The organism is Azospirillum palustre (assembly GCF_002573965.1).
GTDB lineage: Bacteria > Pseudomonadota > Alphaproteobacteria > Azospirillales > Azospirillaceae > Azospirillum > Azospirillum palustre.
The window spans coordinates 513,583-526,201 of record NZ_PDKW01000040.1 but is presented as its reverse complement, the minus strand read 5'-3'; the positions used below and the strand labels follow the sequence as shown (position 1 = coordinate 526,201).

Sequence of the window (12,619 nt, the reverse complement as noted above, 5' to 3'; positions counted from 1 at the left end):
ACGACAACGAGTCCCGTCAACGGGACCGCGTCACCCCCAACACCCGATTCCTGGGAGGGAACGATGTCGATACGCACCAGTTTCGCCGTTTTGGCTCTGGGCACCGTCTTCGCCGGCAGCGCCTTGGCCGCCGACCCGGAGGTCTACAAGATCGGCGGCATCTTCGCGATGACCGGCGCCTCGCCCCATTACGGCAAGGTGATGAGCGGCGGCGCGCAGCTCGCGGTGGACGAGATCAACGCCAAGGGCGGCATCGACGGCACCAAGCTGCAACTGGTCATCGAGGACCACAAGAGCGGCAGCGCCCAGGCCGCCGTCGCCGGGATGAACCGGCTGATCGACGTCGAGGGGGTGAAGGCGGTGCTGCCGTCCTTCTCCACGGTGACGCTCGCCACCATGCCGATCGGCGACCAGAAGAAGATCCTGATGCTGAACGGCGGCGGGGTCAGCGCCCAGACGGTCGGCACCTCGCCCTACATGTTCAACATCCGCTCGATGGCGTCGGATCTGGCCGGCGGCATCGCCCACCGCGCGGCGGAGCAGGGCGCCAAGAAGCTCGCCCAGATCGCCATCAAGTCGGAGTTCGGCGACGCCACCATCGCCGCCACCACTAAGGCCTGGGAAGGCATGGGGCTGAAGATGGTCGCCGCCGAGCAGTTCCAGGCCGACGCCGCCAACATCGACACCCAGGTCGCCAAGCTGCGCGCCTCGCAGCCCGACGCCATCGCCAACTGGCCGACGACCCCGCAGGCCGGTCTGGCGGTGAAGCGCCTGCGCGAATTGGGCATGAAGCAGCCGGTCTACTGCATGGAATGGACCGCCGAGGACACCAAGGTCGCCGGCAAGCACGCCGAGGGCGTCGAGGTGGTCACAGACTATTTCGCCGCCACCGACGAGAACCCGTGGTCCAAGCGCTTCGCCGAAGCCTACAAGGCGAAATTCGGCGACATGCCGGACTTCTACGCCGCGAACTACTACGAGGGCGTCTACGTGATTGCCGAGCTGATCCGGCGGTCGAAGGCCAAGGGCGGCGACTACTACACCGGCGAGCGTCTGGTGGAGGCGCTGTGGGAGAATCCGACCTTCGACAGCGTCTACGGCAAGACGCTGACCTTCCGCAAGAACGGTGTCGCGCAGAAGCCGGTGGCGGTCTTCCGCCTCGAGAACGGCGAACCGAAATTCGTGAAGTTCACGTCGGCCGAGTGATCGCCGTTCCGATGCGCCCTCTTTTTCAACCCTCTCCCCAGGGGGGAGAGGGTTTCCGCCGGTGCCTCAAGCGCCCGCAAGGGGGCGTCTTCGCCCAGGAGCCCATCCCATGGATCTGCTCATTCAACTGACCCTGAACGGCCTGTTCAACGGCGCGCATTTCGCCCTGCTGGCTATGGGCTTCGCGTTGATCTTCGGCACCACCGGGGTCGTGCATTTCGCCTACGGGCCGGTCTACGCGGTCGGCGCCTACGTCGTCTGGGCGCTGGTGGCGCTGGCCGGGCTACCCTTCTGGGTGGCGGTGGGGCTCGGCGTCGCCGCCACGGCGGCGCTGGGGGTTGCGAGCTATCTTTTCATCTACCGCCCGTTCGAGATCGGCGGCAGCCCCCCCTTCGTCGTGCTGGTCGCCTCGCTCGGCCTGTTCATCGTCATCAAGAACCTGATCGGCATCGTCTTCGGCACCGACGTCAAGACGGTCGACGTCGCCTACGACGTCCATTTCGTCGGCAACGCCTTCTTCACCACGGTGCAGGTAGGCCAGGTGCTGGCGGCGCTGCTGGTCGGCGGCGGCATTGCGCTGTTCCTGCGCACCAGCCGCTATGGCAAGGCCATCCGCGCCATGGCCGACAACCGCGAGATGGCGACCGTCATCGGCATCGACACCACGCGGCTGTCCATCCTGGTCTTCGCGCTGGGCTCGGCGGTGTCGGCGGTCGCCGGGGCGCTGGTGCTGCTGCGCGACGGGCTCAACCCCAACATGGGCTTCGGCGCCGTCTTCGTCGCCTTCGTCGCGGTGATCGTCGGCGGGGTCGGCTCGCTGCGCGGCGCGGTCGTCGCCGGTTTCCTGCTGGCTTTCGTGCAGAGTCTGGGCATGTGGCAGATCCCGACCGAGTGGCAGAACACCATCGTCTTCGTCGTGCTGTTCGGGTTCCTGCTGGCCCGGCCGTCCGGCATCGTCCGGCGGGCGTGAGGAGGCCCGGAAACCATGGAATACCTTGCCCACGTCCTCGTCATGGTCTGCCTCTACGGCATCCTGGCGACCTCCTTCAACCTGCTGATCGGCTTTGGCGGCATCTTCGCCCTGGCGCATGCCACCTTCTACGCCAGCGGAGCCTACGCCGCCGGCATTCTGGCAACGAAGCTCGGCATCGGCTTTCCCTTCACCATGCTTGCCGGGATCGTCGTCACCGCCGCCATCGGCCTGCTGGTCGCCTTCCCTGCCATGCGGGTGGGCAGCCATTATCTGGTCGTCATTACGCTGGCGCTGCAGGCCATCACCATCGACGTGCTGATGAACAGCAAGCCGGTCACCGGCGGACCGGACGGCATCGGCGGCATTCCCCCGGTGTCGCTGTTCGGCACCGCTCTGAACAATCCGGTGGCCTTCCTGCCGTTGGCGGCGGTGATGGCGGCGCTGTGCTGCGCGGTGGCCTGGAGGCTTGGCGCCTCGCCTTTCGGCCGCTCGCTGCGCGCCATGCGCGAGAACGAGGCGGCGGCCCTGGCGGTCGGCAAGAACCTCGTCCGCATGAAGCTGGTGGTCTTCGCCCTGTCGGCCGGGCTGGCGTCGGTCGCGGGATCGTTGGTCGCCCACTACATCGCCTTCGTCAACCCGGAATCCTTCACCATCGAGGAGACCATCCTCATCCTCGCTATGGTGATCCTCGGCGGCATGGGCAATCTGTGGGGCTCGCTGGCCGGTGCCGCGATCCTGGTGCTGCTGCCCGAGGGGCTGAAGTTCGTGCATGTGCCTGGCGACATCGCCGACATGGTGCGGCAGGTGATCTACGGCGTGGTCCTGATCGTCATCCTGCGGCTGCGTCCCGAGGGGCTATTCCCCGAGACGGTATTCCGTCCGCCGACCGGCGCGGTTCTGCCGACGGTTCCCGCCAACGGTCCCGCGTCGACGCTGGTCCGCGCCGAGGGCACGCCGGGCGAGGTGGTAGTCTCCGCCAAGGCGCTGGCCAAGAACTTTGGCGGAATCAAGGCGGTCAAGGATCTGACCATCGATCTGCGGCGCGGCCAGATCGTCGGGCTGATCGGCCCCAACGGTGCCGGCAAGACGACCGCCTTCAACCTGCTCTCCGGCTTCCTGCGGCCGACGAGCGGCACCATCCTCTACCGGGGCCGCGACCTGACCGTGCTGAAGCCGCACGAGGTCGTCGCCGCCGGGCTGGCGCGCTCCTTCCAGGATCTCAAGCTGTTCACCAAGCTCAGCGTCGCCGAGAACATCCTGGTCTCGCTGCCTAAACAGCCGGGCGACCGCCTGTTCGACGTCTATCTGCGGCCCGGCCGCGTCCGCTGGGCCGAGCGGGAGAACCTCGCCCGAGCGTTGGAGATCGCCTCCTTCGTCGGGCTGCTCGCCAAGGCCGACGAGGTCGCCGCCAACCTGTCCTACGCCGAGGAGAAGCTGCTGGTCATCGCCCGACTTCTGGCGACTGGGGCCGACGTGCTGCTGCTCGACGAACCGCTGTCGGGCCTCGACACCGGCACGGTGGAGCGCATCTGCGGTGTGCTGCGCGATCTGGCGCGGGCCAACAAGGCCATCTGCATCATCGAACACAATCTGGAGGTCATCCGCGGCGTCTGCGACGAGATCGTCTTCATTGACGAGGGCCGCGTGCTGACCAAAGGACCGCCGGAGACGCTGATGCGCGACCGCGAACTGGCCGAGAGGTATTTTGGATGACCGAGATTCATGCGATGCCGATTGCCGAACCTCTGCTTGAGGTGCGGGGCTTGAGTGCCGGGTACGGCAAGCGGGCCGTGGTCCATGACATGGACCTGACGGTGCGGGCCGGGGAGATCCGCGTGCTGCTGGGCCACAATGGGGCCGGCAAGACGACGCTGGTGCGTTCGGTCTTCGGGCTGATCCGGCCGTCCTCCGGCAGCATCCGCTACCGGGGCGAGGACATCACCAAGCGGCGCTGCGCCGACAACGTCAAGGCGGGGATCGCGCTGGTCCCGCAGGGGCACGGCATCTTCCGCAGCCTGACGGTGCGCGAGAACCTGGAACTCGGCGCCTACACCGCCGACGACCCGGCCGCCACGCGGACCAACCGCGACGCGGTGATGGATCTCTTCCCGATCCTGCGCGAGCGCGCCGGCCAGATCGCCGGCACCATGTCGGGCGGGCAGCAGCAGATGCTCGCCATGGGGATGGCACTGATGCACCGGCCCGACGTGATGATCCTCGACGAGCCCTCCATCGGCCTCGCCCCCAACCTCGTCCAGCGCGTCATGGAGGCCATCGCCGAGGTGAACCGGGCGCTGCGCATGGCCGTGCTGATGGTCGAGCAGAACGTCGTCCACGCCCTGCCGATCGCGCAGAGCGTCACCGTGCTGCGCACCGGCCGCAAGATTTACGAAGGCGCGCCCGAACCGCTGGGCGACCGCCAATACCTGATGACGCTTTTCTAAGAAACTTCCCACACAAGGATCGACTTCATGGCCCGTCAGAAGATGCTGATCGTCGGCGCTCTCGGCACCGTCGGCCGCCCGATGCTGGAACATTTCGAGGCGTCGCCCGATTGGGACGTCTGCGGCGTGTCGCGCCGCACCCCCGATTTCGAAACCACGGCCGAATGGGCGGCCATCGACCTGCGCAACCCTGACGACTGCCGCAAGCTGCGCGAGATCAAGGGCGTCACCAACATCTGCTACACCGCCGTCTACGAGAAGCCCGACGTGACGCGCGGCTGGTCGGAATGGGACCATGTCGAGACCAACCTCGCCATGCTGAAGAACGTGGTGGAGAACGTCGAGGCGGTGTCGCCCAACCTGCGCCACGTCACGCTGTTGCAGGGCACCAAGGCCTATGGCGGCCATCTCGGGCCCTTCCGCCAGCCGGCGCGCGAGAGCGACAAACGCTACATGCGGCCGAACTTCTACTACGACCAGCAGGACTGGATTGCCGAGCGCCAGCAGGGCAAGGACTGGAGCTGGAGCGTGCTGCGCCCGCAGATCGTCTGCGGCCTCGCCATCGGCAGCCCGCTGAACATCATCACCGCCATCGGCGTCTTCGCCGCCGTGTCGCGCGAATACGGCCTGCCGCTGCGCTTCCCCGGCGGTGCGTCGCGCATCGGCGAGGCGACCGACGCGCGGCTGATCGCCAAGGCCGCCGAATGGGCCGGAACCAGCCCGCAATGCGCCAACCAAGTCTTCAACATCGCCAACGGCGACGTCTATGTCTGGGAGAACGTCTTCCCCAAGGTGGCCGAGCTGTTCCGCATGGAGCTGGAACCGGCGCAGCCCTTCTCGCTGGCCCGCATCATGCCGCAGAACGAACCGATCTGGGACCGCGTCGTCGCCAAGCACCAGTTGAAGCCCTACAAGTATGGCGAGGTGGTGCCGTCCTGGCAGTTTGCCGACTTCCTGTTCGGCTACGGCCAGCGGCCCAACCCGCACCACATGAGCACGATCAAGGCGCGCAAGCTGGGCTTCCACGAGTGCGTCGACACCGAGGAGATGTTCGTCGATCTCCTGCAGGAGCTGCAGAAGCGGCGCATCCTGCCGGAATGAGGAGGGCCGCCGCCATGACGACCAAGCGCAGCGTTCACGGCGTTCCGGTGGAGTGGGAGACTCTGCCGGCGCTGGTCGCGGCCCGCGCGGCGCAGCACGGGGACCTTCCCCGGCTGACCGTCGCCGGGCGGGCGATGAGCTACCGGGATCTGGACGACGAGTCCTCCCTGGTGGCCGCCAACCTGCACCGGCTGGGGGTGCGCCGGGGCAACCGGATCGCCTGCTTCCTGCGCAACGCGCCCGAGCATCTTGTGACCTGGGTCGCCGCCGGAAAGCTGGGGGCGATCTGGGTGCCGCTGAACGCCGGTCTGGTTGGCGAGGATCTCGTCCACACCCTGACCGACGCCGCGCCCGCCGTGCTGGTGGTGGACGGGGAGTTGGCGGAGCGGGTCGCGGCGGTCGAGGACCGGCTGCCGCCGATGCGGGTCTATCAAGTGGCAGAGGGGCAGACGGCAGAGGGGCAGATAGGGGGCGGCGGGCGCCGTCCCGCCTTCACCGAACTGCTGGAACCGGGCTCTACGCCGCCGGTGGTCGAGGTGTCCGGCGGCGATCCGGCGGTGATCATCTACACCGGCGGCACCACCGGCCTGCCCAAGGGGGCCCTGCTGCCGCATTTCGCCTGGATCGCGGCGGGGATGCGCTATGTGGAGGCCTTCGAGACCAAGCCGGACGACGTGCATTACTCGATCCTGACGCTGTTCCACGTCGGCGGGCTGATGCTGGGGGTGGTCGGGCCGATGGTCGCCGACATTCCGACCGTCATCGACCGCCGCTTCAGCGGCAGCAACTTCTGGGCGCGGGCGCGCGAGACCGGGGCGACCATCGTCGATCTGATCGGCACCATGATCACCGTGCTGGTCGAACAGCCCGAAGGGGCGGGCGATCGTGAGCACCGGGTGCGGGTTTCGCTGGGCGTGACCGGGCAGATCCCGCCCGCCGTGGCCGACCGTTTCGTCGAGCGCTTCGGCGTCGGCTTCGTCAATGTCTATTCGCTGACCGAGACCGGCGGCGTGCTGATCGTCAACAACCGGATGGACTCGCCCAAGCCGCGCGCCAACGGCCGGACCCATGGCTGGGCCGAGGTCGCCATCCTGGACGACGGCGACCAGCCCATGCCGCCCGGCTCCATCGGCCAGATTGCGTTGCGCCCGCGCTACCCGCACATTTTCATGTCGGGCTATTTCAACGCGCCCGAACGCACGCTGGAGTGCCTGTCGAACCAGTGGATGCACACGGGCGATCTGGGATACCTGGACGAGGATGGCTTCCTCTTTTTCACCGGCCGGCAGGCCCACTGGCTGCGCCGCCGGGGCGAGAACATCTCGGCCTACGAGGTGGAAAGCGTGCTCAGCCATTGCCCCGGCGTGCGCGAGGTGGTGGTGGTCGGCGCACCTTCCGAGAAGGGGGAGGAGGACGTGAAGGCGTTCGTCATCCGTGAGGCCGGCTGCGACGTGGCGCCCGCCACCATCGCCGCGTGGTGCGAGGGCCGCATGGCGGCCTTCAAGATCCCGCGCTTCATTGCCTTCGTCGACGATTTCCCGCGTTCCGTCACCAAGCGCGAGATCGAACGCCACAAATTGCGGGAGTTGCCGAACGACCGTGTCTGGGACCGCGAGCGCCAAGCCGGATAAGGTGTGATGATCTTGCCCCGGTTTGGTGGCTCTTGCGCACTTTGCGTAGATGGTCCGGGTTACGGTGGCGAGGAGACTGAGAAGCTGTTCGTAGGCGGCACGTGTCGCCTGCGAACAGCTTCTCACGGCACTACTACAATCTCGCTGTGCATCGGCCTGCAACACTGGCCCAGTTTCAGGGGTGATCGGCGTCGCCGCTGCCATGAATTTGGTCAGGATCGGCAACTGGATGGCTGACGTTCCGATCGCGCCAACCTAGCGCTCGCACTTCGGCCAACTCGTTGAGTTCGCGCGCACCTCCCCACTTCTTGAATTCGCCAGCAGTATCAAGAATGCGGATGGGCCAGTATCCAGCCGGCACTGACACCGTTCCAGGGCCAGCCGAAGAGTCAGCGCGAGATGACCGAGAAAATGAGCGTCAGCAGCAGCCTTGCCCGGATTGATCCCGATAGCTTCCAGAGCTTGCTCATGGGTTCGGTTCCGCCACCTTGCGCGCGCGTTTGGCTTCGTACATGCGCAAGTCGGCCAGATGCAACAGGCCGGCCGGGTCTACGCCTTCGTCTGGGCAGTGTGCCGCGCCCAGGCTTCCGCGCATGGCGAAGTCAGCCCCCTCGAAACGCCAGGGACGCTCGATGTTACCGTTGATCCGATGCATTGCGGCCTGGAGATTGCTGTCGGAGGCCAGCGGAGAGAGCAGCAACGCGAATTCGTCGCCACCGATGCGGGCTACCAGATCGGTCTGGCGCACGCTGGCGCGCAAGCGGCGGGAGAACTCGACGATCATCGCGTCGCCCTGGCGGTGGCCATACTGGTCGTTGACCTGCTTCAGTTCGTCCATGTCGAGCACCAGCACTGCACAGGCACACCTATTGCGCACGCTGCTGTCCACTAGGCTGCGCAGGCGGTCCATGAAATACGACCGGTTGGCCAAGCCTGTCATGCTATCATGCGTGGCTTGGTGATAGAGGCTGTCTGCGTCGTAGCGCGTCGCAAAATACATGGCGGACGCAATCATTTCGACTACGAGTTTCAGCAGCTCGACCGTGGTCTCGGTGTAGGCCTGGGGCGAGCGCCACATGGCCTTCATGATGCCCACCGTCACTTGGCGGAAGGTCAGTGGCAACACTACCATGGAGCGCAGCCCGACGCGGCGACATGCCTCGCGATACACATGCGGATCGGTTTCCGAATCATGGCAATGCTGTAGCTGGCCCGTCCTGACGGCCAGCCCGGACATGCTGCCTTCGCGGGGAATGCGCAAGCCAAGTTGTGAATGTGCAATGCCGGAGACTGCGCGATAGACCATCTCGTCACCTTCGACCAACTCGATGGCGAGGCCATCTGCGGCGGTCAGTGCCAGGGCGTGTTCGACCACTATGGCCATCACGCCGCTCAGGTCGAGGCCCTGTCGGGTGATTTCTATCTGCATGTCAATAATGCGTCGAAGTTCATCAGCGGTAAGCACGATGCGGGGCTCTGGAACGATGCAGGCAATCCGAAAGGATTGTATCATTCTGCTGCGATGTTCCACAAATGATTCGTCAGATTTTCTGTACGAGACGCAAAAAAAATCTAACAAGTATCAATCTTGCTGGGACTAGGCGGTAAACTCATAAATCGTCTTGGCCTAGAGAGTAGTGTCGTGATTCAAGGGTTTCCCGAAGGAGCCCTTGATGACAAGCCGCCGCTACGAACTCACGGACCAGGAATGGTCGATCCTGTCGCCGCTACTGCCGAACAAGCCGCGCGGTGTGCGGCGTGTGGATGATCGCCGGGTTCTGAATGGTATTCTGTGGCGGTTCCGCACCGGATCGCCCTGGGCGGAGATACCGGAACGGTATGGTCCTTCGACGACCTGTTACAACCGTTTCGTGCGATGGCGGAAGGCCGGGGTCTGGGATCGGCTTCTGGAAGCGGTATCGGCAGCCTACGACGGCGACATCGTGATGATCGACAGCAGCTGTGTTCGCGTGCACCAGCACGCGGCCACGGGAAAAAGGGGGCTGGAGACGATGGCGGCATGGGACGTTCCCGTGGGGGCCTCACCAGCAAAATCCACGCGCTCGTCGATGCGGAAGGCCGCCCCGTCCGTCTGCGCCTGACTGCCGGGCAGGTTGCCGACTGCATCGAAGCCGACGCCCTGACGGAGGATCTTGGCGAGGGGGCCATCCTGTTGGCCGACAAAGGCTATGACAGCAATGCCATCCGCGCCAAAGCCGCCGAGTGGAAGGCTTGGGCCAACATTCCGCCCAAAACCAACCGCAAGGGCAGCTTCGTCTTCTCGTCCTGGGTCTATCGTCAGCGGAACCTTGTCGAAAGGTTCTTCAACAAGATCAAGCAGTTCAGAGGTATCGCCACCCGATACGACAAACGACCCGAAAATTTCCTGGCGGCCGTGAAGCTCGTCGCCGTCAGGCTATGGTGCCAGGGATTATGAGTCTACGGCCTAGTGTGAGGTCGTCTGGTTCTAATGCTCCTGAATGCAATACCGGGACGTCCATAAACTCCTTTGTACCTAGCCGCTACAAGGGCCGCGACATCACCCGCACCAAGCCGGCCGACATCGCATGCAAGGGGCTGGTCCGCTCCTTCCAGATCTCGGCCGTCTTCCCGCATCTGAGCGTGCTGGAGAATGTCCGCGTTGCGCTCCAGCGGCCGCTCGGCACCAGCTTCCATTTCTGGAAGTCCGAATCGTCGCTCCACGACCTGCATGACCGGGCGTTGGAGCTGATCGAGGCGGTCAACCTCACCCCCTGGGCCGGCCATCTGGCGGCCGAGCTGCCCTATGGCCGCAAGCGCGCCCTGGAGATCGCCACCACCCTGGCGCTCGACCCGGAGGTGATGCTGCTCGACGAGCCGCTGGCCGGCATGGGCCATGAGGACATCGAGGGCACCGCCGCTCTCATCAAGCGCGTCGCCGCCGACCGCACCGTGCTGATGGTGGAACACAATCTGTCGGTCGTCGCCCACCTGTCGGACACGATCACCGTTCTGCGCCGCGGCGAGATCCTGGCGGAAGGGCCGTACGAGGTGGTCTCCAAGAACCCGCAGGTGATGGAAGCACGCTGCCGCCGGTGGTGAAGGAGGGCGGGATGACCGTCCCGCAGATCCACGAGCTGTTCCCCAACCTGAAGGGCCGCGGCTCGACCCAGGGCACGCGGCTGTCGGGCGGCGAGCAGCAGATGCTGGCCATCGCGCGCATCCTGCGCACCGGCGCCACCCTGATCCTGCTGGACGAGCCGACCGAGGGGCTGGCTCCCGTCATCATCGAGCAGATCGGTGTCGCGGTGCGGGCGCTCAAGGCACGCGGCTTCACCATCGTGCTGGTGGAGCAGAATTTCCGCTTCGCCGCCACCATCGCCGACCGCCATTACGTGATGGAGGAAGGCCATGTGGTGGACATGATCCCCAACGACCAGCTCCACGCCAACATGGACAAGCTGCACACCTATCTCGGCGTGTGAGCGGGAGAGCCCTCATGTTCCAACTTCTTGGCATTCCGCCCCAAGTGTTGTTCGGGCAGCTTCTGCTCGGTCTGATCAATGGTTCCTTCTATGCGCTGCTCAGTCTCGGGCTGGCGGTGATCTTCGGCATGTTGAACGTCATCAACTTCGCCCATGGCGCGCTTTACATGGTCGGCGCCTTCGTCGCGTGGCTGCTGCTGACCTCTGTCGGCGTCGGCTATTGGGGCGCGCTGGTGCTGGCCCCGCTGGTGGTCGGGTTGCTCGGCATCCTGCTGGAGAAGACGATGCTGTCGCGGCTCTACAAGCTCGACCATCTCTATGGGCTGCTGCTGACCTTCGGGCTGGCGCTGATCTTCGAGGGCGCCTTCCGCCACCAGTATGGCGTGTCGGGCCAGCCCTACCCGATCCCCGACCTGCTGAAGGGCGGCACCAACCTCGGCTTCATGTATCTGCCGACCTACCGGGGCTGGGTGGTGGCGGCGTCGCTGCTGGTGTGTCTCGGCACCTGGTTCGCCATCGAGCGGACCAAGCTGGGGGCCTATCTGCGGGCGGCGACGGAGAACCCGACGCTGGTGCAGGCCTTCGGCATCAACGTTCCGGTGATGGTGTCGCTGACCTACGGTTTCGGCGTGGCGCTGGCCGGTCTGGCCGGGGTTCTGGCGGCGCCGATCTATCAGGTGTCGCCGCTGATGGGGTCGAACCTGATCATCGTGGTGTTCGCGGTGGTGGTGATCGGCGGCATGGGCTCGATCCTCGGCGCCATCGTCACCGGGCTGGGTCTGGGGCTGCTGGAGGGGCTGGCCAAGGTCTTCTACCCGGAGGCCTCCAACATCGTCGTGTTCGTGATCATGGCCGTGGTGCTGATGGTGAAGCCGGCCGGACTGTTCGGACGGGAGAGATAAGCCATGACCATGCAAACCCGCGACACACTGCACGAAGGTATCGTCATGTCTGGCGGCTCGCCGAAGATCCTGCTGGCCGGAGCCGGGCTGCTGCTGGCAGTCCTGGCGCCCTATGCGCTCTACCCCGTCTTCCTGATGAAGGTGCTGTGCTTCGCGCTGTTCGCCTGCGCCTTCAACCTGCTGATCGGCTTCGCCGGGCTCCCGTCTTCCTGATGAAGGTGCTGTGCTTCGCGCTGTTCGCCTGCGCCTTCAACCTGCTGATCGGCTTCGCCGGCTTGCTCAGCTTCGGCCATGCCGCCTTCTTCGGCGGGGCGGCCTACATCGCCGCCCACACGGTGAAGGTCTGGGGCTGGGCGCCGGAGTTCGGGCTGATCGCCGCCACCGCGGTCGCCGGCCTGATGGGCCTGGTCTTCGGGCTGATCGCCATCCGCCGGCAGGGCATCTATTTCGCCATGATCACGCTGGCGCTGAGCCAGATGGTGTTCTTCCTGGCGCTCCAGCTTCCCTTCACCCATGGCGAGGACGGCATCCAGGGCGTGCCGCGCGGCACCCTGTTCGGGCTGTTCGACCTCAGCCAGCCGCTGACCATGTACTATACTGTGCTGGCGATCTTCGTCGCCGGCTTCGCCCTGATCTGGCGCACCGTCCACTCGCCCTTCGGCCAGGTGCTGAAGGCGATCCGCGAGAACGAGCCGCGGGCGGTGTCGCTCGGCTACCGCACCGACCGCTACAAGCTGGTCGCCTTCGTGCTGTCGGCCTCGCTGGCAGGGCTTGCCGGCGGCACCAAGGCGCTGGTGTTCCAGCTCGCCAGCCTGACCGACGTGACGTGGCAGATGTCGGGCGAGGTGGTGCTGATGACGCTCTTGGGCGGCATGGGCACTTTGTTCGGGCCGGTGGT

Annotated in this window: 12 protein-coding genes and 1 pseudogene; 12 read left to right on the top strand and 1 reads right to left on the bottom strand. The window is 65.6% G+C overall.

What is annotated here, in order from left to right:
* Positions 1–63: 63 nt before the first annotated feature.
* From CRT60_RS12250 to CRT60_RS12225, 6 genes are all read left to right on the top strand, one after another.
* Complete coding sequence (locus CRT60_RS12250) at positions 64–1,206, top strand: ABC transporter substrate-binding protein (RefSeq protein WP_098736679.1); 1,143 nt, start codon at positions 64–66, stop codon at positions 1,204–1,206.
* Between the two features lie 109 nt (positions 1,207–1,315).
* Positions 1,316–2,176 (top strand): branched-chain amino acid ABC transporter permease, encoded by an 861-nt coding sequence (locus CRT60_RS12245; protein ID WP_098736678.1) that lies wholly within the window; start codon positions 1,316–1,318, stop codon positions 2,174–2,176.
* A gap of 15 nt (positions 2,177–2,191) precedes the next feature.
* On the top strand, positions 2,192–3,892 hold the full coding sequence (locus CRT60_RS12240; protein ID WP_098736677.1) for a branched-chain amino acid ABC transporter ATP-binding protein/permease: 1,701 nt from the start codon (positions 2,192–2,194) through the stop codon (positions 3,890–3,892).
* Entirely contained in the window at positions 3,889–4,623 is a 735-nt protein-coding gene (locus CRT60_RS12235; protein ID WP_098736676.1) for an ABC transporter ATP-binding protein, read from the top strand. The genes CRT60_RS12240 and CRT60_RS12235 overlap by 4 nt, the downstream gene beginning before the upstream one ends.
* Before the next feature lie 27 nt (positions 4,624–4,650).
* The gene (locus CRT60_RS12230) at positions 4,651–5,724 is read left to right on the top strand and encodes an SDR family oxidoreductase (protein ID WP_098736675.1); all 1,074 of its coding nucleotides are present in this window, start codon (positions 4,651–4,653) and stop codon (positions 5,722–5,724) included.
* Between the two features lie 14 nt (positions 5,725–5,738).
* A complete protein-coding gene (locus CRT60_RS12225; protein ID WP_244592444.1) occupies positions 5,739–7,355 on the top strand; it encodes a class I adenylate-forming enzyme family protein in 1,617 nt (538 codons plus the stop codon).
* A gap of 466 nt (positions 7,356–7,821) precedes the next feature.
* Here CRT60_RS12225 and CRT60_RS12220 read toward each other — a convergent pair whose 3' ends face one another.
* Positions 7,822–8,820 carry a sensor domain-containing diguanylate cyclase gene (locus CRT60_RS12220; RefSeq protein ID WP_161958029.1) on the bottom strand — a complete coding sequence of 333 codons (999 nt, stop codon included), beginning with the start codon at positions 8,818–8,820 and terminating at the stop codon, positions 7,822–7,824.
* A gap of 208 nt (positions 8,821–9,028) precedes the next feature.
* Here CRT60_RS12220 and CRT60_RS12215 point away from each other — a divergent pair.
* The 6 genes and pseudogenes from CRT60_RS12215 to CRT60_RS12190 all read left to right on the top strand — a co-directional run.
* A protein-coding gene (locus CRT60_RS12215; protein ID WP_098736672.1) for an IS5 family transposase occupies positions 9,029–9,792 on the top strand; the annotation gives its coding sequence in 2 pieces (ribosomal slippage) (positions 9,029–9,359 and positions 9,359–9,792; 765 coding nt in all).
* Between the two features lie 62 nt (positions 9,793–9,854).
* The gene (locus CRT60_RS12210; RefSeq protein WP_244592487.1) at positions 9,855–10,436 is read left to right on the top strand and encodes an ABC transporter ATP-binding protein; all 582 of its coding nucleotides are present in this window, start codon (positions 9,855–9,857) and stop codon (positions 10,434–10,436) included.
* A pseudogene (locus tag CRT60_RS12205) lies at positions 10,418–10,819 on the top strand (ATP-binding cassette domain-containing protein); the annotation flags it as partial. The gene CRT60_RS12210 and the pseudogene CRT60_RS12205, both read left to right, overlap by 19 nt.
* Before the next feature lie 14 nt (positions 10,820–10,833).
* Complete coding sequence (locus CRT60_RS12200) at positions 10,834–11,721, top strand: branched-chain amino acid ABC transporter permease (RefSeq protein WP_098736671.1); 888 nt, start codon at positions 10,834–10,836, stop codon at positions 11,719–11,721.
* Between the two features lie 3 nt (positions 11,722–11,724).
* Positions 11,725–11,934 carry a hypothetical protein gene (locus CRT60_RS36440; RefSeq protein WP_098736670.1) on the top strand — a complete coding sequence of 70 codons (210 nt, stop codon included), beginning with the start codon at positions 11,725–11,727 and terminating at the stop codon, positions 11,932–11,934.
* On the top strand, positions 11,868–12,619 hold a 752-nt coding region (locus CRT60_RS12190), incomplete at its 3' end, for a branched-chain amino acid ABC transporter permease (RefSeq protein WP_244592443.1). The genes CRT60_RS36440 and CRT60_RS12190, both read left to right, overlap by 67 nt.

Excerpts from the sequence above, each read along its gene's own strand:
- CRT60_RS12235 (WP_098736676.1), top strand. The coding sequence starts at position 3,889 with ATGACCGAGATTCATGCGATGCCGATTGCCGAACCTCTGCTTGAGGTG.
- CRT60_RS12245 (WP_098736678.1), top strand. The coding sequence starts at position 1,316 with ATGGATCTGCTCATTCAACTGACCCTGAACGGCCTGTTCAACGGCGCG.
- CRT60_RS36440 (WP_098736670.1), top strand. The coding sequence starts at position 11,725 with ATGACCATGCAAACCCGCGACACACTGCACGAAGGTATCGTCATGTCT.
- CRT60_RS12230 (WP_098736675.1), top strand. The coding sequence starts at position 4,651 with ATGGCCCGTCAGAAGATGCTGATCGTCGGCGCTCTCGGCACCGTCGGC.
- CRT60_RS12250 (WP_098736679.1), top strand. The coding sequence starts at position 64 with ATGTCGATACGCACCAGTTTCGCCGTTTTGGCTCTGGGCACCGTCTTC.
- CRT60_RS12225 (WP_244592444.1), top strand. The coding sequence starts at position 5,739 with ATGACGACCAAGCGCAGCGTTCACGGCGTTCCGGTGGAGTGGGAGACT.
- CRT60_RS12200 (WP_098736671.1), top strand. The coding sequence starts at position 10,834 with ATGTTCCAACTTCTTGGCATTCCGCCCCAAGTGTTGTTCGGGCAGCTT.
- CRT60_RS12240 (WP_098736677.1), top strand. The coding sequence starts at position 2,192 with ATGGAATACCTTGCCCACGTCCTCGTCATGGTCTGCCTCTACGGCATC.